We start from the raw sequence: 22,535 nt of genomic DNA, 5'->3' as shown, positions 1-22,535 counted from the left end.
GACGTACATGTGAGACTACTTGACATAGCATATCAATCAGAGAAAAGGCCTTAATTTTTAAGGTCTTTTTTTATCTTCTATTTAAAAATGTTAATTAATATTCACTCCTTCCACACTTTTGTAATTCAATATTTAACTTGATCATAATAACAGTGTCAAATCTTTAATCGAATCAATCATGAACATCGAAAAAATCAAAAACTACAATCAGAAACTTCTGGCAGTAACGGGTACTCTTGTTGCTCTATTTGTCCTTCTTGGCCTAATGGGACTTATGCTTGCTCTGGTAAAAGAGATAAGGTGGCTTTTCCCAAGGGAAAATGAAAATGTTGGACTTATTGCAGAAGAGGAAGTACAAGAGTTACAACAAGAAAACAAGAGAAAGCAGGTTATTTCTTATGATTTGCCTCAATTAGTCGATACAGTAAATCTTGTTTATATGATTCCTGTATCTCACAAAACTTTGAAAAAAGCGGAGGATATTGATGATAATTATATTGAAGAGCAAAGTTTTGGTTTTAGTGGAAGTGGAAAAAGAGGCTCTAGATATTCCAAAGTATACAATGGTTATTTCAATAACCTTTTGATTTATGATCATAAGAAAAATGAAACCAAAAAGCTTTATGAAGGAAGAATGCAATTTGACCACATTAATACAGAGTATTTTGAAGATGATATTTTATTGGTATTCACAGCTTCAACAAAAGACACCAATAAAGATGGTGTTATTGATTTCAAAGATTTAAGCTCTTTAATGATTTATTCTTTGAAAGAGAAAAAACTAAGAACAGTAGCAATAGAAAATACAGCAATTAAAGAATTCAGTTTCGTGGAAGACCAAAAAGATCTCATTATTTCTTTTGGGTTGGATTATAATAAAGACGGCAAATTCGATCAATACAGTGAACCAACTGTGATCAAAAAATATGATTTCAAGGCTGAAAAATTACAAAATGTAATTGATACAAAATTGTCAGAAGAACTACAAAAACAGCTTCAAGGTAGTTCTTTATAATCTACACTGAACTATTCACTCTCAATACTTCTAATATTGTTTGATATTAAAAAGAATGACTATAAACAAATAGGTATTCTTGCCTTATCACTCATATTTGTTATCTAATTAAGATTTATTTGAATTAAATATATGTTTAAAGTGAAACATAATTAATGTTTGAGCAGTATAATAATTCAGAAGTTAGATGAATGCACTTATTTGATAAGTGATAAAAGAATTGAGAGAGTTAAGTTCATGAAACACCTCGTTGGTATTATCAGCGAGGTGTTTTTTTTATTGCGAGCAGTTGAGAGTATTTCTTTATCTGTTAGTTTGACTTTGTACTTATTATAAAAAGTTAAATTCTATTTATTTAAATGATTGTATCTTGATACAGGTTTAATTTTAAATGCATTACTTTTTAGAAAAGCTTGACAGATGGCTTAAAATGGATTTTTATTAAGTGATAATGCTCTATTTTTGAAAGTTGTAGATCCGAAAATATATTATCTAAATTTGTTGTAGACAGAGTTACATCATCAAACTAATTTCTTGATTGCTAGTATTAAAATGTATTGTTTGAAGTTTGTATGCTCTCTTTTTAAAGTATTAATAACTATTGTGAGGGGTTGATGATTTAATATCAGCAACATTTCAGTAAATGAACTAACTATGATAAGTAAACTATTGTTCCGCATTTTTATTAATAGGATATGCCTGTCCTATTTTATATCATAATCAAAGTGAACATAGAGTAATTGTATAAGCATTTCCAATGGATAATCGCTTGATGGTTTTCATTGATAAAAACTCTTGTTAGTTCTTATTCATAAAAGAATGAGAGGTGGAATTACTGTTCTCAATTCTTAAAATCAAGGCATGTCTTCAAAAGAAAATAGCGTCATTAATCAAAGACTGACTCTATATAGAGTGAAGTTATATACAGGAATTTATGCATAAAAAGCGTTAGCCGAAAAGCTTGAATAGAGTAGGCATTATTAAAATTCATAAAACTTTTTTTAAATGGAAAAGCTAACTTTAAATCAAATGGAAGACTTCAAGGGAGGTTCATGTACATCTCAGATGTGGTATTATTTACAAACTGGCCGAATTTCAAGAGGTCAGTGGTACGCTTACATGGACTTAGTGTACGCAGGTTATAATATGGTATGCTAATCATTATTGAGGGTCATATTTTTATATGGCCCAATTTTCACTTTTTAAATATTAGATGAATGAAATTACTTACATTATTTGCACTACTTCTGCTTCCATCATTTTCGCTATTAGCACAGATCACACCAAAAGGGTATTCAACTTATAAGTGTACATATGTTTATGATTACCAACCTTTTCATAATGATACTACTAGGGCACAGGAAAAGTTTGTTTTGATTTTTAATGATCATTTTTCAAAATTTTTGAATTATGATTACTATTTATTTGGGTTGTCATTGGAAAGGCAGTTTGAAAAGAATAGTCTGAATAAAAATAGTGATGTGACAGCTATTTTAGCAATTGACCAAAATGAAATTGTAGAACCTAAATCAAATAATTTTTCAGTGATGAAAGATTATCAGACCAAGGAAGCAACCTATATTTATAATTTAGGTTATATCGCCAATTGTAGTTTTACAGAAAATTATGGTGAATTAGAATGGGTCATTACAAACGAGTCAAAAGTCATCAAAGGTTACAATTGTATTCTAGCTAAAGCTGAATATGGTCTTTATAAAGTAGAGGCTTGGTTCACTCCAGAAATTCCAGTTTCTGATGGGCCTTATTTATTTGCAGGTTTGCCAGGTTTGATCCTGTCCTTAAATAATCAAGAAAATAAACATTCTTTTTTAATTGAGGAGATACAATCTGATACCACAGTGATGTTGACCGATAATATCACAGGTCGTGCAATGCTTGAGCCTTTGAGTTTTAAAAAGGCTTACAGAAATATGCTGAAGCAAAGAAAATTACTCGAATTAGGTTATGATATAGAAAAGAACAACCCTTTATATCCGAATGAGAAATTACCAATGTTAGAAAATCAATCTGATGATCACATTAAAGAATTGATGTTGAAATATACATTTTACAATAATTTATTTTTCAAATTAAAAAACATAGAATGATGTTGTTGATGAAATCCAAATTATAGTGAAGTGAACTATTTTGCACTGCTATCAATATTCATGAAAGAAATCCTATGTCTAGGTATGTGAGATTGCTCTATTCTTTTCTATTTTTGACCAACTTTAAACAAAAAGCAAATGAGCGAAAAAGAAATAAGAATCGGTATTATCAATGTCTCTGATAGAGCGAGTAGAGGAGAATATGAGGATTTGCCAGGGAAAGAGGTGAGGAGATTGATGAATTTATGGCTTTCTACTTCATGGGAAGAAGAATATGCTGTTGTTCCAGATGAGCAAGATCTATTAGAAAAAGAAATGATCAATATGGCCGATAATAAAGGTTGCGATTTAATTGTAACAACAGGCGGTACTGGACCAGCAGTTAGAGATGTTACACCTGAGGCTACTGAAGCGGTATGCGAGAAGATGTTACCTGGTTTTGGGGAATTAATGAGACAAATGAGCTTGAAATATGTTCCTACAGCTATCTTATCTCGTCAGACAGCAGGTACTCGTGGTAGCACTTTAATTATAAATCTTCCAGGAAAACCAAAATCAATCAAAGAGTGTTTAGAGGTGGTTTTCCCTGCTATTCCATATTGTATTGATTTGATTGGTGGAGCTTATATCCAAACGAATGAGGAGGAAATGAAGGTTTTTCGTCCGAAGCAGAAATAGTGATTCATAAAATATGAAACTGGTTCAAGTCTTAAGCTGAAAGCGTGACTTGGATCTATATCTGAAAAAAGTCTGAAGAATTATAGTACTATTTTGAGTAGCTATAATTCTTCAGACTTTTTTCAATAGCAAGCACAAGCGACACTTATCGGCTTAACACTTGCGCTAGACTGTAGTTTTTTTTATGCTTATTTTTTTTAAATCTTCCACCAAAGGAGCTAATTTCTCAATCGTTACATGTTCCATAATCACTACTTTATACCAAGATGGGTTATGGTGAACATCAGGTACTAACCCATATTTTGAAGCTACTTCAGGAGAGATTCCTTTCGCTTTCATAGTGATAATATTGGAATCTTTACTTCGGAAATATTGAATACCAATTTCATCTAATTTATGGGTAAACCAATCACCTCTTTTACTTAGAATATAGATTTTCTCACGCATACCGTAAGGACCATACGTCAAAAGAATCATCCAAATGGCAATGGCGTTTGCACCTGATCTACTGCCAATCATTGTGAAATCATCACCTTGCACATAATCAGCTTTTGTATTACCGTATTTCATCCAGCCTTTTCTTACTAGAAATAAACCAGTACCATAAGGTGCTTGAAGCATTTTATGTGCATCTAAAGTAACAGATGAAATGTCTTTATTTCTGAAATCAAGGTTATGTTTTTTATGAGAGAACGGGAAGAAGAAACCGCCATAAGCTCCATCCACATGAAGTTTGAAGGGAAGCTGTTTCGCTTTTAAAGTATCGGTATAGATATTCACATCGTCTACAGAGCCAAACATGGTGGTCATCATATTGGCGATAACGATAAAATACTTCTTACCTTCAGCTAATGCTTGTTCAATTTTTTCTTCTAAAGATGTTTGCAGTAATACTCTTTCATTTTCAGAAACTGCCACTTGATAATATGTGAGTGACAAAATATTGGAAGCCTTGGCCATAGAATAATGACTGTCTTGAGAAGCTATGATTGCAATCTCGTCAAGAGTAGCATTAAATTCCTCTTTGAAGTAGTTTCTGTAAATCCATATGGCCTGCATATTGGCTTCAGTTCCACCCGCCGCTACATAGCCGTCAATTGAATTTGGCTCTCCTTTTAAAATGTCAACCCCACAGATTTCAATCAATTCTCTTTCAATATCTTGAGTGCCTTTGAAGAAGCTTTCACTTTCTCCTTGTGTATGACAGCCAATGTGATTGGGGTTATGTAAAAGCGATGTGATGAATGGAGCTTCTTTTAGAAAAGGGGCATCTTCCGGAAATACTTTACTATCAAGGTGAGAGCCTGGTACACCTAATGAATTATTGCCAAAATAATCTCTGTTTTCATGTAAGGCGTCAAAAATTCGTTGCCTGATTTCTTCTTTAGTTTTCTTTTCCCAAATATGCATTTCGATGGTTAGTATAATTGTGGAATGCAAAAGTACGAAAAAATTAGGGATTAAGCCTGTTTATCATAAAACAGAAAAGGGAAGTAGTAGTTCTTTATTGCTTCTAACATTAAGAACTGCTACTTCCCTCAAGCACAATTTTATAGTATCAAATTTACTTCATTTGAACAATAACTTGATGCTTGCCTTCTCCAAGAATTGGAATAAGGTTGCCTTCAATCTTTTCACCATTGACAGTGATTTGTGCTACACCTTTGCTCACGTTATTAGGATTTTGGATTGTAATGTTATACGTTCCACCTCTAAATTTACGTGATACAGTATATTCTTTCCATTCTTGAGGAATACACGGATCGATTAAAAGACCATTGTATTCTGGCTGAACACCTAAAATATAATGCATTAATGTGTAGAAATTCCATGCGGCAGTACCTGATAGCCAGCTGTTTTTACCTTCACCAGGAATATAAGCATCCTTTCCGGCAATCATCTGACAATACACATAAGGCTCTACTCTGTGCAATTGCTGAATCTCTTCTAAGTAAGAAGGACAGATTTTCTTAAAGTAATCAAAGGCTTGATCTCCTCTTCCTAGTTTCGTTTCACCAATGATGATCCAAGGGTTGTTATGACAGAAAATACCTGCATTTTCCTTGTATCCTTTTGGATAGGTAGAGATTTCACCGTATTCAATTTTATATTCAGTAAAGGCAGGGTTGTTCAATACAATTCCATAAGGTGTATCCAATCTTTCCTTCACACTATCCAAGGCTTTTTCTACCATGCCGTCTTCCAAGCCAATTTCAGCCATAGAGCACCATCCTTGTGATTCAATAAAGATTTTACCTTCTTCATTTTCATCAGAACCCACTTTGTTACCATAGAAATCATAAGCTCTTAAGAACCAGTCACCATCCCATCCTTTAGTTTTAACAGCTTCTTTCATGCTATTTACAAAAGAAGTAGCTCTTTCAGCCTCTTCCGCTTTGCCAAGCTCATTACATAGCTGAATGTATTCTGTACCGTAAACCACAAACAAACCTGCAATCATCACTGACTCCGCTTTAGAACCTTCCGTATTGTTTTCTGTAGTTTGGAAAGATTCATTCGGATCTGTAGAGAAACAGTTTAAGTTCAGACAGTCATTCCAATCCGCTCTACCAATCAGAGGTAATCCATTAGGGCCTAAATTATTGATAACGTGATTAAATGATATTGTTAAGTGATCAAATAAAGTCTGAGCAAGGTCTGGGTTGTTATCAAAAGGAACCATTTCATCTAAAATAGAAAAGTCTCCAGTCTCTTTGATATAACTTACCGTTCCAAGAATCAGCCACATCGGGTCATCATTAAAACCGCCACCAATTGCATCATTTCCTCTTTTAGTCAGAGGCTGATATTGATGATAACATCCGCCATCAGGGAATTGAGTAGAGGCAATGTCAATAATTCTTTCTCTCGCTCTTTCAGGGACTTGATGTACAAATCCAATAAGGTCTTGATTAGAATCCCTAAAGCCCATTCCTCTACCAATACCCACTTCGAAGAATGAAGCCGATCTTGACATATTGAAGGTCACCATACATTGGTATTGATTCCAGATGTTGACCATTCTATTCAAGCGGTCATCTTCATGTTCCAATGAGATGATTGAAAGCAAGTTAGTCCAGTAATCTGCTAATTCTGCTAAAGCTTGATCTACTTTTTCAGTAGTATCAAATTTTGCGATCAATTTCTTTGCTTTCGTTTTATTGATTACCCCTTTGCTTTCCCATTTTTCCTCTTCTTTATTTTCAATATAACCTAAAATAAAGATCAAGTCAGTACTCTCTCCAGCTTCCAAAGTGATTTCTTTGTAATGAGAAGCGATAGGAGACCAACCGTGAGCTTCAGAGTTTCTAGGTGCTCCATCTAAAACGGCTTGAGGGTTAGAGAATTCATTATATAAACCAATGAAAGATTCTCTATCTGTATCATATCCGTCAATTTCAGCATTCAAGTGATAGAAAGCGTAATGATTTCTTCTCTCTTTGTATTCCGTTTTATGGTATAAAGTTGCTCCATCAATTTCTACTTCACCCGTAGATAAGTTTCTTTGAAGGTTGTTTTGATCATCCTCAGCATTCCATAAACACCATTCATTATAAGAGAACAACTTGAAAGTCTTCTTCTGATCACTGTTATTCTTTAAAGTCATTTTTTGGATTTCACACCAATGACCTAGCGGAATAAAGAAAGTTACTTCAGCTTCAAGCTCATTTTTAACCCCCTTGATTTTTGTATAACTCAAACCATGACGGCATTCGTATTCATCCAATTCCGTCTTTACAGGCTTCCAACCCGGAGACCACATCGTATCACCTTCCTTGATATAGAAATAACGACCACCATTATCCATGGGAACATTATTGTATCTATAACGATTTAATCTTCTGAATTTGGCATCCTTATAGAAAGAGTAACCGCCAGCAGTATTGGATACTAATGAGAAAAAATCTTCGTTTCCAAGGTAGTTAATCCATGGGAAAGGGGTTGCCGGATTAGTGATAACATATTCTCTTTGTTCGTCATCAAAATGTCCGAATTTCTTGCTTTTTGCTGTTGTAACTGTCATTGTCTGTAGTGATTTTATAATACTTCTTCAAATTGGTCTTCGGTAGAATTTGATTTTTCTAACTGACGTCTTTTGTTGAGTTCAATATTTATTTTCTGTAGGACTTTATCATTAAGAGGGTATAACATCATAAGTAATGCCGCCACAATAGCAACTACTGATGGAATCCAGCTCATCAACATTTTAATTCCAGGAATAGCCCCTACAATGGTAGTATGGTCAAGTCCGTTGTAATGATAAGCACTTAATACAAAACCGATAATTGCACCTGCTATACCTGATCCAAATTTAGTGGCAAAAGAACCTGCCGAATAAACAAGTCCTGTAGCTCTTCGGTTATTTTGAAACTCTGAATAATCAGCGGCATCGCCAAGCATTGCAAAGAAAAGGGTAGGGAAGATGGCTGAGGCAAATTCAGAAATTATTCCCAAAGTAAATATGGCTGTTGTGTCTTCTGCTCTGCAAAAAATAAGTAATGCATTGAAGAATGCTGAAAATATTAAAGCGAAGATAAATAGCTTCTTCTTTCCAAGCTTTTTCCCTAATGGAGCTGTAATCATTGCTCCGCCAATGGAAGCCAAAGTCAATGCAACCATATAAGAGGCCGCTAATAATTGGTTGTGAAGGTAATGCGTGAAATAGATTACTACAATACCTTGTTTGATGGAATTATAGATATTGAATAATAATCCAATGACTAATAGTATAATCCAAGGTCTATTATGGATAAGGTCTTGTAAATCCTTTCCTAAATCGGTCTTTTGTGTTTTAGGTGGAGTTACTCTTTCCTTGGTCGTAAGGAAAGTAATAAACATAAATAAGGACAGGAATATACTCATAATGTATATTGAAGTACTGTATCCTTTTTTCTGATTAATGATGGAGAAACTTTCTTCAGTCAAGTTTTCTTCCCCTGTCACATAAAAAGTATATTCAAAGTCAGCTTCCATCAGAAAACTTTTAGTAGGACTGCTTTCTTGATCCTCTACATTAGCATCTTCCCACTTAAAATTAGCAATGCCATTTTCTGTTTTGATATTGGCATTTGGAACATCATGTGGAGCAGAAACGGTAACCAAATAACTGTCTGCTGTTTTTTGCTCTAAATGAACAGTAGGATTTACATCACCAAAAGTGGCAACAAGATATAACAATGCACCTTGTACAAGCATACCACCTGTAAATGCACCGACCATTCTGAAACTGCCAATTGAAGTTCGTTCTTTATCATCACTTGTCATTACTGCCATCAATGCCCCGTATGGAATGTTATTAGCAGTGTAGATTAAAGTGAAAAGAAAATAAGTGACGTAAGCGTAAATGATTTTACCTTCATTACTTAAATCAGGAGTGGTAAATAAAAGTGCCAGAATTGCTCCTAATGGAATAGCAGTCCATAAGATCCAAGGTCTGAATTTACCATATTTTGATTTTGTCCTATCACCCACAATACCCATAAGTACATCACTGATGCCGTCACTTGATCTTGCGACTAACATTAATAGACCTACTACGGCTGTCTCAATTCCAAATACATCGGTATAGAAGATGAATAAAAAAGTGGCTACACCTCTCCAAGCAATATTGGCGGCTCCATCACCTAGGGCATAGCCAATTTTCTCCTTTATGGACAAAGGTTGTTGGGAGGTTGCTGTTTTTGTTTCCATAAGTTAGAATTTTTAGAGTTGCTTTGTGTCCAGAAGTTCAAATTTCTGTTGAAGATTGCCTGTTGAAATGATGAATTCACCTGCTTCTACCACTGGCTTATTATCATGACCAATAAAAGAAAGGTCGGTTTTGTTGATCTTAAATGTGATGGTTTTGGACTCTCCAGCTTTTAAGTTTACTTTTTCAAATCTTCTTAATCTTTTGACAGATGGAGATAATGAAGCTACTAAATCAGTAGTATATAATTGCACGACTTCTTTTCCTTCTCTTTCTCCTGTGTTCGTTACTTTCACGCTTACTTCCAGTTCATCATCACTTGAAATCTTAGTACTTGAAAGTTTTAAATCTTCATATTTGAAAGTTGTGTAACTCAAACCAAAGCCAAAAGCGTATTGCGCTTTAATTTTATGATTATTGTTGATATTACCATCGGTATGTGCTGTAGAAGCTGAGAATTTATGATAATACGGCACTAGATCATTAGCGTATCTTGGGTAAGTATAAGGAAGTTTGCCTGATGGATTGATTTTACCATAAAGAATATCAGCTAATGCGTTACCACCTTCGTTTCCTGGTAAATACAATTGTACAACTGCTTTTACTTTATCTTCAAATGAAGAAATAATTCTAGGACGTCCTTCATTTAAAATTAAAATAACAGGTTTGTTGGTTGCAATCATTGCATGTGCCAACTGAAGTTGATTTTCTGAAAGCGTAAGGTCATCTAAATCACCAGGTTTTTCAGTATAAGAATTTTCTCCAAGGCAAAGTAAGATATAATCTACTTTCTTAGCGGCAGTTACAGCCTTCTGGATATCAACTATTTCATCAACTTTGTAATCAGGGTTGTTCTCAGGATATTTAACTCCTTCTTCGAAAATGATATTGTTTGATTGTGCTTGTAATGCTTCAACGATTGTATTGTGATCAGCGGCGTGTTTATTGGTTGCCTCACCTTGCCATGTGTAAGTCCAACCGCCATTTAAGCTTCTCATTGAGTTGGCATTAGGTCCAGTGACTAAGATTTTAGCTTCCTTTTTTAATGGGAGAATACTTTTCTCATTTTTCAATAATGTAATTGCTTCATGAGCTGATTCTCTCGCTAATTGATGATGTTTTTCTCCTCCATATTCAGGGTATTTTCTATAATCTGTAAGCGGGTTTTCAAAAAGGCCTAATTCATATTTCATTTTTAAAATACGTCTTACAGAACTGTCAATTCTCTCTTCCGAAATTTCCCCTTCTTTCACTAATGCAATAAGGTCCTTGCTGAATTCAACGTCATAAGGCACCATTGACATGTCGATTCCCGCAAGGATAGCTTTCTTCACTGCTTCTTTTTTTGTTGCCGCAATATGATGTCTTTCTACTAGATTATTGATATCAAACCAGTCAGTAACTACTACACCTTCAAATCCCAATTCTCCTCTAAGAATATCCGTTAATAGTTTTTTGCTAGCATGAACAGGCATCCCATTAATTTCACCAGAGTTGACCATGATACTTTTAGCACCAGCCTTAACAGCAGCGGCAAAAGGAGGTAAGAAATATTCCCTTAAAAAAGTCTCTGGAATCCAAGCTGGCGTTCTGTCTTTACCACTTCTAGGAGCACCATAACCAATATAATGCTTCAAACATGAAGCAACTTGATGAGGATCGCTTACATCAGCACCTTCATAACCCTTCACAGAAGCAACACCCATTACAGATTGTAGATAAGGATCTTCTCCATAAGATTCCCACATTCTTGGCCATCTTGGGTCAATACCAAGATCCAAAGTTGGGTTGAAAGTCCAAGGGATACCGCAAGCTCTTGTTTCATACGCAATAACTTCTGATGATTTTCTGACTAACTCAGGATTCCAGGCAGCACCCATAGCTACTTCTTGAGGAAACATTGTTGCACCAGCACTGTACATGCCATGAATGGCATCAATACCATAAAGTACTGGAATTTTTAATCTTGTGTTATTTACAGCAACATCTTGAATTGGCTTAATTACCTCATACCATTCCTGTGGGGTTCTAACTTCTCCTGCTGTATTTAGAATAGAACCTACATGATAATTCAGCAGGACATCTTCCAATTTTTTTTGATCTAAAGCCCAAGACTTATCCATGTTAAAAGGTCCTTCTCCTTTGGAAATGACTTCAAGAGTAACCTGAGTCATTTGACCCACTTTCTCTTCTAATGTCATTTGTTTTAATAGTTGCTCTATTTTCTCATCCTCAATATTAGTATTTTTCTCTTTTGCTGAAAAAAGTAATAATCCTATCCCTGCAAAAAAGAACACTGCTAGAATTTTAAGTTTGTTCATATTTTTAATAGACTAATAACGTAATTCATTTCATTCACACAATTATACCCTAATATTATGTTTATAGCCTATTGGTTGTTTAGCTTAATTCATGAATTCGTAATAATGACGTAAAGGGACTGAGTTAATGTCGTAATAATTTCATCAATTTAAAATTGCTTTTTTAAAACCTTGAAAAAATTAAGACTTTAATTGATGTTTCGTTTTTGAATACGTTATAGAGGTTTAGTGATTTTTTTAGGTGATAATTTTGTTTTTAAGTGATAAAAATGATAATTCTAATTAAAATTGAATAATGAATTAATTATTTGTATTTTGAAGTAAAATAATAAACAGAAACATGAATAAATACAATTCAAAAATCAATTATCCTCTAGCTATTTTCACCATTGGCTCAATGCTAATACCAACAGTTTTATTCGCATTTACAGCCAAATGGTTTATGCTGTTATTGTTTGGACTTCTTACTGCATTTGTTGTTCATGTGTTCTCGAATACCTTCTATGTTATTGATGGAAATATGCTACAAGTCAAAAGCGGAATATTAGTCAATATCAAAATTCCGATTGATGCAATCTCGAAGGTTAAAAAGACCAATTCTTTATTGAGTTCTCCAGCTTTGTCTTTTGATCGATTGGATATCAGATACACCAAATACAGCAATGTGTTGATTTCTCCAAAAAACAAGATAGAATTTATAGAAAAACTGTTAGAGCTGAATCCTTCTATTGATGTAGACCAAAAAATAATGTCTGTTCAATAGATTATTCTTTCTCCTAACAATTATCTATTTTTATGTGCTTTTCCTTCCAGAGAAGCATTTTTTGTCATGCTAATTTTAGCACTCCAATTGAAATAGGTAATGAAAATTCTAAAAATCGAACTTCAAAACATCAATTCTTTAAAATCTGAGACTCCAATTGTGATTGATTTTGAAGATAGTGCATTTCTTGATACCAATCTTTTTGCAATAACAGGAAAGACAGGTTCTGGAAAATCAACGATTCTTGATGCCATTACAATTGCTTTATATGGAAAAGTAGCTCGATTAAATAAAACCAGTATATATGAAGTAGTTTCAAAGGGTAGTATTGCAGGCTATACGCGTGTGACTTTTGAAAATGAAGGAATAATCTATTCTGCATTTAGGTCAATGTCAATTCTTACTAAAACTTTTAAAGTAAGAAAGAAGCCTGTGGATGAATATGAGCTAAGTATTCAATCTGGGGAAAGAAAAGGGGAGATTGTGGCTTCTTCAAAGACAGAAATGACAAATGAAATCAAAAATATTGTCAAACTTTCTTTCGAACAATTTTGTAAGTCAGTATTGATTGCTCAAGGTGACTTTGCTTCATTTCTGAATGCTTCAGAAGTTAAAAAAGGAGAATTACTTCAAGAAATCACCGGAGAGGATATCTATAAGCAGATTGGGTATGAAGTCCAGAATCGTGTTTCTGCAGAAAAAATTAAACTTGAAAAGTTAAAAGCAAAAGTCAATACTGATCACCTGCTTAGTGATCATGATAAGAAAAAATTAGAGGAAAGAGTATTATTACTTCCTGCATTAGAACTCGAACTTAATCAGAAAATAAAAAAGACAACTGAAAAGGTTGCTGTTTTTGAGGAGCAAAAAGAAATGAAAAGTGAAGAAGAAGTATTAGAGACTTCTTTCGAAGCATTTAAAGAGAAGAAAGAAAACAATCAAACTCTTTTAGTACAACTTTCAGAAGTAGAAAAGCTCGCTCCTGTTTTTCAAAAAATTAACCTGTTGGAAAGAAGCGAAAATCAGCATCAAGAAAAGAAGTTGAGATCCTCTGAATTGTCTAAATCAATAACATTAGCACAGGGAAATTTACAGAAATACAACGCTCTTTTTAAAGAGAGCTTTCAAGATTTAGAAGAGACAAAACTTGATGTAGAAAAATGGAAACCTATTTATCAGAAAGCTGAAAAAATTGAAAATGAAATTGAAGCTGAAAATAAGTCATTACAAAAGTCTAAATTAAGTTTTGAGAAGAAAAAGGCTCAAGTTGAAATAAAAGAAAAAGAACTTCAAACGCTATCCGAAAGTATCACCGCTTTAGAAAAAAGAGTGAGTATTGGTGAAGAGTATGTTCTTGAAAATGAAAAGTATAAGGAATTAGAACATCATTTTGAAGAATGGAGTGTGATTTCATTAGATTGGAAAAATGCAATTGACCAAAAAATTAAGAATAGTGAGAAACTTAAAACAGCTGCTGAAACTCTTGAAGATGTTAGCTTAAAACTAGAAGAGAAATCAAACCTTCAACTTCAAGAAAAAAAACAATTTGAATCATTAGAAAATCAAGCAGACAGATATGAAGAGGTTGAAAAAGATATACTAGAAGAGTTAGAGGTTTTAGATGTTCAAAAATCGAATAAAAACGCATTAGAAAATGCTTTAAAGGTTGCACAAAGTTATGAAAGATTAAAAAAGGAGATTCTTGACACAGAAAAAGTTATTGAGGAATGTCTTGAACAAAAAACTTTAGTTACTAATGATATTCTTAAGGTTTCAGAAGGAAAAAAAATAGCGAAACAAAGTTTAGATGATCAGTTCAAAATCTTATCGTTACAGAAAGAGATTTTATCTTTTGAAAAGGAGCGTGAAAAATTAGTGGAAGGTGAGGCTTGTAAACTTTGTGGATCAAAAGAACATCCATTTGTTGAGGAGTATAAGGATATATCTTTGATTCAAACTGAAGAAAGTGAATTGGTAAAAAGAGAAAAGGAATTAGCTGAAATTACCAAAGAAGAACAAGGATTGATTTTAGAGGAAACCCGCCTTATTGAATCCATAAAAAATAAGGAGAGTGATTTGATAAAATTAAAAGAAAACCTGGCAGAGAATGAAATCAGTTTTGAGACTTTGCAACTTGATTTTTCTATTAATGCTTCTTCGGGTATGAATGATGATTTAGAAATCATTCTTCAATCAATCAAAACTAAAACTCAGAAAATTGAAGATCTGAAGATTGAGAAAGAAGCTATTTCAAAGTCAGTGAAGGAAGCAAAGTCATTACAAGAGAAGTTGCAATTGAATGCCCTGGAAATCTCAAAACTATCTGAGCAGAAAAATCACCTCAATCAATCTACTGAAATACTTGAAGTCGAAATTAAAAGCTTAAGTGAGACGATAGAGAAATCAAAAACAAAGATTAAAGTTCAGTTAGAAAAATACAATTACGAGATAAATGAATATTCTGATTGGGTCTTGACTTTCAATGATTTTAAAACAAAATGTAAAAACTACTTGGATGCTTTAGAGAAGTTGAAAAAACTGAAGAGTGAGGTGGAAAGTTATCAAGTATTGGAAAAAGAAAAGCAGACTGTCCTAGTAACTGATCAAAATGAATGCATCAAAATAGAAGAAGAACTGAATGGTATATTTCTAAAAATTGATGAACTGAAGAAAAACAGGGGTAAAATTTTATCTTGGGAAATAAATCTACAAGAGGAAAATAAAAGGTTTGAGGATTTACTTCAGTTGAAAACGATTCAAAAAGAAAAGTCTGAAAAGGAAAAAGTTGCAGAGGAAAAGGAACTGAAAGGACTAGAAGCAAAACAAGAAATTACACAGAAAGATATTAATGTACTTACTTCTGAAATCAATGAACTCGAATTATCTATTAATGAATGGTTGAAGTCATCTGATTTTGAGAATATCTCAGAAATCAAATCTAAAGCTATTTCTGAAGAGGAGTTAAAAGATTTGAGAGCTATTAAAGATGAAATCACTAGGGAAGAAATTCAGTTGAAGGAAAGGCAAAGAGCTTTTGATGAAAAAAGGACAATTATTAGTAATAAGCTTGCTGACATTCATGAAAAAGAGGATGATTTAGTACTTCAACTAGAAGACGATAAAAAAATGCTTGCTTCTATATTGGAAGAAAAAGGGGAAGCAAAAGCTACTTTAGAAAAAGATCAATTGCTCCGAAACGATCAAACGGAATTAGTAGAGAAAATTGGTGTACAGGAAGTGGAGTATTTGAGATGGTCAAGGTTGAAATCCGCTTTGGGGGGCACAAATGATTCCTTCAATAAATTTGCTCAGCATTTGACCTTGAAAAACCTATTGATTTTAGCCAATAGACATCTTTCAAAAATGAATAAAAGATATACTTTGAATCTGAAGCCAATTGAGTTTGGTGCGAATGCAATCCCTAAATCTTTCTTGACCTTCGAAATGATTGATCATCATTTAGCGGATATGCATAGATCAGTGGATACAGCAAGCGGTGGAGAGAAGTTTATGATTAGTTTGTCACTTGCATTAGGTTTATCGGATCTTTCAAGTAAAAACGTACAGATCGATTCATTATTTATAGATGAAGGTTTTGGAACGTTGGATGAAACAACGTTAGAAGATGTGATTTATGCATTGAATACCTTACAGACCGATGGGAAAATGATTGGTGTGATTTCCCATGTGAAAACATTGAATGAAAGGCTAGGGACGCAAATCAATGTAACTAAACATAGTGGTGGAATAAGCACCGTCAATATCACGTAGGGGCAGACCTATGTGTCTGCCCAAATGCTGTATGTGTAATGATTGATTTCAACCTATGCACTCAACCCAATAATTAATCAATTACCCAATGGTTAATAAAATTGAATTTCGATTTATATATGAACCATTTTTCATATATTACGTCCTATTCAATGATGAGTAAGAAATTTTTATATATCGCTAATACTTCGATTGCATTTATCACATGCATGATCACCTTTTTGCTGATGAGCGAAAAGGAGAAGGAAAAGTGTTGTAATATAAAAGAGAATACTCCAAAGATTGAGATCATTAAAGAGATCAGAAAGATCTCAACACAAGGCAATCAAACACAATGTTGCTTACCAGAAGACCGTCAGCCTTTGGCGAACACCGTGATCTCAATTCACTCACCATTTAGTCCTTTATTTCTGAGTGCATTCGATAATGATACGACTACCGTTATCGCTTCTCAAAAGAAGCTTCAAAAAGAAAAGAAGGATGAGAAGAAAGTAAAAGACTATAGAGTAGCATTTTTATCCAAAAGATTCAGCCATTATATCATATGGCTTTGTAGACTACTGCTTTAAACTATTTCCATTATAGACTAAAAATAAATGCAATTAACATTGTATATATCTTGTTTTTAGTATTCAAAATTCAATACATCTATTATATAAGTATGGTTGTAGCCTTTTATCTCATTAAATTGATAAAAGCGTAATCTTGTACATGATTAAGCAGTTGTACAATTAAAACCGGAAGTTTTGGATTTTCTTTTTTAGCCTATTCTTCGTTAGAATATCATCACGTAACTTTGGCTATGCTCTTCTATTCTGCCTTGATTAGACTAAAAAATAATAATCCAACTTCTCCCCATTTTAAATGTGCAACTACTTATTTTAAATTTATTGTACTATAACAGCCATTGGATTGAATGATTTCATATCAAAAGTTTAATGAAAAAAGATTTAACGAAGGGTAATGTATTTCAAAATATTATTACCCTATCGTTGCCGATTATTACGTCCTCATTTTTACAGTTTGCCTATAATTTTACAGACATGATATGGGTCGGGAAATTGGGTAGTGATTCGGTAGCGGCAGTAGGAACATCTGCCTTTTTCCTACAACTATGTTGGGCCATTGCGTCCGTTTTTATACTCGGAACAGGTATTTCTGTTTCACAGCAGATTGGTGCCAAGAACTATGGAAGAGCTGAAAAAATTAGTAGGGAATCATTGATAGGGTTAGGTGCAGTGGTGACTTTGATGCTTGTCCTGATCCAGACCATACCAGAGTATCTAATAGGTTTCTTTAATTTAAATAATAATACAGTTGAAGAACTTTCAGTATCCTATTTAAAAGTAGCAGGTTTAGGCCTTTTCTTCTCACAAGCAGTCTTTCTATTTACCTCAATCAGTAACAGTAGAGGAGATAGTAAAGCACCCATGAAGATTACCATGATTGGGGTTGTCATTAATATCATATTGGACCCGATCTTCATTTTCTTACTTGATTTTGGAGTGATAGGTGCCGGAATCGCTACTGTGATTTCTCAGTTTATTTCTTTCCTTATTTTCTATAGAAGATCATTTACAAACTTCTTCGGAAAAGAGCGGTTTGAATTGACATTTGATGAAATCTCGAATACGGTACGTTTGGGAGTCCCCACTTCCATCCAAAGAATTGTCTTTACATTGATTGGAATTATCATGGCAAGAATCGTAGCCCAATGGGGGAGTGATGCCATTGCAGCACAGAAAATCGGCTTACAGATTGAGTCCATGACATTTATGATTACTGGAGGTTTGATGGGAGCAATGCTTTCATTTACAGGACAGAATTATGGAGCCAAAGCGTATGATAGAGTCCATGAAGGCTATCAGACAGCGATCAAAATTGCTGTAGTATTGGGCTTATTAATGGGAACACTTTTCTATTGCTTTCCAGAATTCTTTGTCCGCTGGTTTGTGACTGAAGATACAACAGTTGCAATTGGAGCAAGTTATTTAAGAATTATAGGCTTATCTCAAGTATTTATGACGGTAGAAATGGTGACTTCAGGAATCATTAATGGATTGGGGAAAACGAAAATTCCAGCTTCTATTAATATCACTATGACGGTGATCAGAGTTCCAATGGCACTTTATTTATCACAAGAACAGCTGTTTGGAATTAATGGTGTTTGGATGTCCATTGCCATCAGTACACTTCTAAGAGCCATTAGCCTTAGTGTTGCGTATTATTCCATTCAGAAAAAAATGACCCTTTCAACGACTTACTAAAAAAATTATGCACACGATACAAAACATATTAAAAGATAATAGAACTGAACGCATCTTTGAAGGTAACTTTGGTTTAGAAAAAGAAAACGTTAGAATCACAAAAGACGGCAAAATGGCTACTACGTCTCATCCTGCTGTTTTTGGAAATAAATTAACACATCCTTATATCACTACTGATTTTTCAGAAAGTCAGGTGGAAATGATTACGCCTCCTTTACCAAGTATAAAAGAAGCTCTTGGGTTTTTGGAAACCATACATGATGTAGTGACTGAAAATTTAGGGGATGAATTATTATGGCCTCAAAGTACGCCTCCAGAATTACCAGAGAATGAAGATGAAATTAAAATTGCTGATTTTGGTGAGGCAGGGAAAGAAAATGAGGAATATAGAAATCACTTAGCGACCAAATACGGTAAGAAGAAACAGTTGCTTTCAGGTATTCATTACAACTTTTCTTTAGAAGATAAGAACATTCAGTTTTTATATCAGCAATATGAAGGAGATGTGACTTATGAGGAATTTAGAGAGGAATTATATCTGAAAATCACTAGAAACTTCCTTCGTTACAGATGGTATTTGATTGCTTTATTAGGAAATAGTCCCGCTTTGCATAATACTTATTTGAAATGTTGTATTGATCAATTGCCAAAAGCAACCAAAGACAGTCATCATTTTGATCATGCTATTTCAATGCGTTCTACAGTTTGTGGCTATAAGAACATTGATGATTTGGTGTTGGATTATAGTTCGATGAAGAATTATAAAAACAGTATTAATGTAGCCATTGAGGAAGGAGTATTGAATAGTTATAAGGAAAACTACACACCCATTCGTTTGAAAGAAGTCAATGGAAAGCTGAAATATGTAGAGGTGCGATTGTTGGACCTAGACCCTCATGAGAAAATTGGAATTAGTGAAGATACAGCGAAGATCATTCATCTTTTCTTGCTTTTCTGTTTGTATAAAGAGGGAAAGGAAATCACAAAAGAGGAACAAGTTCAGGCTACCATGAACCAAGAAATCGTAGCGAGTGAAGGTCTGTCAGAGGATGCTCAAATTGTTGTAGAGGATCATAAAGTGAAATTAAATGATGCCATTCAAAGCCTTACAGCTGAGATTTTGGATATGTTTGTCGCTTTTGCTCCAAAAGATTACGCTTCTACTTTCAGAAAATTAATGATGCTTTCTGAAGATAGAAAAGTACGTCCTTCTTGTCAGACTTTAAAAGAGATCCAAGGGAAGGAGTATATTCAGTGGCATTTGGAAAAAGCGATTGAGTATAAAGAGGCTTCTGAAGGCGTTCAATTCAAATTCCATGGTTTAGAAGATATGGAATTGTCCACTCAATTGGTATTAAGAGAGTCGATCTTAAGAGGAGTGAATTTTGAAATCATGGATCGTACAGAAAACTTTATCAAATTGGATCGATTGGGTAAAGAAGAGTATGTAATGCAAGCCACTCGAACTTCATTGGACAATTATGTGAGTGTTTTGATGATGGAAAACAAAGTCATGACCAAAAAGGTAATTGAAAATGTTGGCATTAGAACACCAAAAGGAGAGCAATACACTTCTGTAGAAAAAGCGAAAAGTGACTTTGTTTTTTATGAAGGACAGTCAATTGTGATCAAACCAAAATCAACCAATTTCGGGTTAGGAATTAGTATTTTAAAAGAAAATCAAGATAAAGCCCTTTTTGATAGAGCAATTGAAATCGCTTTTGAACATGAGAATTCTATTTTGATTGAAGAGTTTGTGACTGGAAAAGAATATCGAATCTTTATTATAAATGATGAAGTGGTAGGTATTCTACATCGAGTACCTGCTAATGTGAAAGGTGATGGTAAATCTACTGTAAGAGAATTAGTGATTGAGAAAAACAAAGATCCTTTAAGGGGAAAAGGTTATAAAACGCCTTTAGAGAAAATTGCTCTTGGTGAAGCAGAAGAGATGTTTTTAAAGACACAAGGTTACGATTTTGATTTTGTGCCATTAAAAGATCAAATCATTTACTTAAGAGAGAATTCAAATATTTCTACAGGAGGAGACAGTATTGATTATACAGATGATATTCCTGACTCTTATAAGAAGATTGCGGTAGAAGCGGCAAAAGCATTGGATGTCAAAATCACGGGTTTGGATATGATGATTGATGATATCAATGAAGAAGCTACGGATGATAATTATGCTATTATAGAAATGAACTTTAATCCGGCGATTCATATTCATTGTTATCCTTATAAAGGAGAGAATAGACGATTGAATGCTAAAGTTTTGGATGCTTTGGGGTATTAAGTACTAGGGCGAATGAAAGCAGATGTTTCGTAGACCCATAATTGAAATTATGGTCTTATGGGAAGATATCTCATTTATTAACTTTTGATTATGAATTACAGTTGAAAAGAGGGATAGCTTCCCAAAAGCCCATGACCTTCAGTCATGGTGCCTGTTTTTGTAACTTTTATTTCGTTGTTTAAAATATACAATTTCCTGTATTCTTCACTTTCTATATTTGCATCATACTAAACATAAAGTAAGATGAAAATAGAACATATTGCCATTTGGACTAAAGACTTAGAACGCCTTAGAGCATTTTATATGCATTACTTTAGCATGACATCAAATGAGAAATACATCAATCCTAAAAAAGGGTTTTCTTCCTATTTCCTTTCTATGGAAGGAGAAAATACTCGTTTAGAAATTATGCATCATGATCGTTTAAAAGAGCATCTTGGGAGTGAAGACAGAGTGGGTATTACACATTTAGCATTTTCTGTTGGGAGTCGAATGAAAGTAGATGAAATGACAGAGAAGTTTAGAAAAAAGGGCTATGAAATTTTTGGAGAGCCCAGAATTACAGGGGATGGTTATTATGAAAGTGTTATTTTAGATCCTGATGGAAATAAATTGGAATTAGTAGCAGCATAGATTTTTGATAAAAATAGAATCATATAAATCTTCCAAATACCCAGATTTGATAGAACGAATCTGGGTTTTGGAGAATAATGAGGAAGATATAGAAATCTACAATCCGCCAAGTCAATATTTCAACCTTATTATTCCAATTGATGGATCACACATTCTTAGAAATCAAATTGAAATACAATCTCCTTATTTGGAAGGTTTGAGTTTACAACCGTCTGCCTATTCCTATCCCAAAGGGACAAAATTAATTGGAGTGAGGTTTTACCCTTATGCCATTCAATCCTTCTTTACTATTGACGTAAAGAAGGTGATTAACTCAATAGTATCAATTGTTATAGATACAATTTCAGAAAGAAATTTTATAGTAGATCTCGAAAGTTTACTTTCCAATTTATATAGGGAAAAAATGCACCAAGAACTATTGAAAGAATTTTACTGGAATTATAGAAAAGGAGACAATTCAATTTTAATAGAACATTTTTGTCAAAAACATAATACCAATTACACTTCTCTTAATCGTCTCTTTTCAAAAGCCATTGGAATTTCTCCCAAAAAACTAGAACGCTTAATTAAGTTTCGGAAATCTCTATGTAGTGTGATTGATGAAAATGATGACCTTACTGAAGTAGGGCTAGACTCTGGCTATTTTGATCAAGCTCATTTCATCAAAGAGTTTAAATTTTTTGTCGGTAAAACCCCTTCAACTTTTAAGAAAATAATCCAAAAGGCGGACCGAAAAACTCAGATAATTAATTATAATTTCAGAGTGTTATAAGCATTAACATAACCATGATTGGACCTGTGTTTTGAACCATCTTTTTTCTATATTTCTTACTCTTGAGTTTTTAGCCAAATCTACTTTTTTAGGAGCTTTTTAATCCATAAAAGATTTGTTTTTCATTGAATAATACAAACACATAACATTGTACATTAAATTTTAAAACTAAAATCATTTTTTTTAGAGGGGAGACCTCATTAAAAAACTTGTATTTAGCTA

General features: G+C 33.6%; 15 protein-coding genes. 11 read left to right on the top strand and 4 right to left on the bottom strand.

Going from position 1 to position 22,535, the window contains the following annotated elements; genetic code table 11:
* Positions 1-178: 178 nt before the first annotated feature.
* The 4 genes from HHU12_RS11730 (at position 179) to mog (ending at position 3,801) form a co-directional block, all read left to right on the top strand.
* Positions 179-1,015 (top strand): hypothetical protein, encoded by an 837-nt coding sequence (locus HHU12_RS11730; protein WP_169656935.1) that lies wholly within the window; start codon positions 179-181, stop codon positions 1,013-1,015.
* 1,005 nt (positions 1,016-2,020) lie between these two features.
* On the top strand, positions 2,021-2,173 hold the full coding sequence (locus HHU12_RS11725; RefSeq protein ID WP_169656934.1) for a hypothetical protein: 153 nt from the start codon (positions 2,021-2,023) through the stop codon (positions 2,171-2,173).
* A gap of 59 nt (positions 2,174-2,232) precedes the next feature.
* Positions 2,233-3,123 carry a GLPGLI family protein gene (locus HHU12_RS11720; protein ID WP_169656933.1) on the top strand — a complete coding sequence of 297 codons (891 nt, stop codon included), beginning with the start codon at positions 2,233-2,235 and terminating at the stop codon, positions 3,121-3,123.
* Positions 3,124-3,261: 138 nt separating this feature from the next.
* Positions 3,262-3,801: a molybdopterin adenylyltransferase gene (mog, locus tag HHU12_RS11715; RefSeq protein ID WP_169656932.1), complete on the top strand. Its 540-nt coding sequence runs from the start codon at positions 3,262-3,264 to the stop codon at positions 3,799-3,801.
* Positions 3,802-3,966: 165 nt separating this feature from the next.
* Here the strand turns inward: mog and HHU12_RS11710 are convergent, their stop codons facing one another.
* The 4 genes from HHU12_RS11710 to HHU12_RS11695 all read right to left on the bottom strand — a co-directional run bounded on the left by HHU12_RS11710 (position 3,967) and on the right by HHU12_RS11695 (position 11,811).
* Positions 3,967-5,211 (bottom strand): pyridoxal phosphate-dependent decarboxylase family protein, encoded by a 1,245-nt coding sequence (locus tag HHU12_RS11710; protein WP_169656931.1) that lies wholly within the window; start codon positions 5,209-5,211, stop codon positions 3,967-3,969.
* 154 nt (positions 5,212-5,365) lie between these two features.
* Entirely contained in the window at positions 5,366-7,825 is a 2,460-nt protein-coding gene (locus HHU12_RS11705) for a GH36-type glycosyl hydrolase domain-containing protein (RefSeq protein WP_169656930.1), read from the bottom strand.
* A 14-nt stretch (positions 7,826-7,839) separates the two neighbouring features.
* Positions 7,840-9,492: an MFS transporter gene (locus HHU12_RS11700; RefSeq protein WP_169656929.1), complete on the bottom strand. Its 1,653-nt coding sequence runs from the start codon at positions 9,490-9,492 to the stop codon at positions 7,840-7,842.
* A 12-nt stretch (positions 9,493-9,504) separates the two neighbouring features.
* Positions 9,505-11,811, bottom strand: coding sequence for a glycoside hydrolase family 3 N-terminal domain-containing protein (locus HHU12_RS11695; RefSeq protein WP_169656928.1), 2,307 nt, complete (start codon positions 11,809-11,811; stop codon positions 9,505-9,507).
* A gap of 340 nt (positions 11,812-12,151) precedes the next feature.
* On the opposite strand from HHU12_RS11695, the gene HHU12_RS11690 reads away from it, so the two are divergent.
* The 7 genes from HHU12_RS11690 to HHU12_RS11660 all read left to right on the top strand — a co-directional run bounded on the left by HHU12_RS11690 (position 12,152) and on the right by HHU12_RS11660 (position 22,313).
* Positions 12,152-12,574, top strand: coding sequence for a PH domain-containing protein (locus HHU12_RS11690; protein WP_169656927.1), 423 nt, complete (start codon positions 12,152-12,154; stop codon positions 12,572-12,574).
* Between the two features lie 99 nt (positions 12,575-12,673).
* Positions 12,674-16,345, top strand: a complete 3,672-nt coding sequence (locus HHU12_RS11685) for an SbcC/MukB-like Walker B domain-containing protein (RefSeq protein ID WP_169656926.1) — start codon at positions 12,674-12,676, stop codon at positions 16,343-16,345.
* A 152-nt stretch (positions 16,346-16,497) separates the two neighbouring features.
* The gene (locus tag HHU12_RS11680) at positions 16,498-16,914 is read left to right on the top strand and encodes a hypothetical protein (protein WP_169656925.1); all 417 of its coding nucleotides are present in this window, start codon (positions 16,498-16,500) and stop codon (positions 16,912-16,914) included.
* A 369-nt stretch (positions 16,915-17,283) separates the two neighbouring features.
* Complete coding sequence (locus HHU12_RS11675; RefSeq protein WP_169656924.1) at positions 17,284-18,612, top strand: MATE family efflux transporter; 1,329 nt, start codon at positions 17,284-17,286, stop codon at positions 18,610-18,612.
* A gap of 7 nt (positions 18,613-18,619) precedes the next feature.
* Positions 18,620-20,908: a bifunctional glutamate--cysteine ligase GshA/glutathione synthetase GshB gene (gene gshAB, locus HHU12_RS11670; protein ID WP_169656923.1), complete on the top strand. Its 2,289-nt coding sequence runs from the start codon at positions 18,620-18,622 to the stop codon at positions 20,906-20,908.
* A 243-nt stretch (positions 20,909-21,151) separates the two neighbouring features.
* Complete coding sequence (locus HHU12_RS11665; RefSeq protein WP_169656922.1) at positions 21,152-21,541, top strand: VOC family protein; 390 nt, start codon at positions 21,152-21,154, stop codon at positions 21,539-21,541.
* A 46-nt stretch (positions 21,542-21,587) separates the two neighbouring features.
* Positions 21,588-22,313, top strand: a complete 726-nt coding sequence (locus HHU12_RS11660; RefSeq protein WP_169656921.1) for a helix-turn-helix domain-containing protein — start codon at positions 21,588-21,590, stop codon at positions 22,311-22,313.
* Positions 22,314-22,535 lie beyond the last annotated feature (222 nt).

This window comes from Flammeovirga aprica JL-4 (genome assembly GCF_012844305.1).
Classification (GTDB): Bacteria; Bacteroidota; Bacteroidia; order Cytophagales; family Flammeovirgaceae; genus Flammeovirga; species Flammeovirga aprica.
The sequence above is the reverse complement of the archived record's forward strand: the minus strand, read 5'-3'. Positions and strand labels throughout refer to the sequence as shown.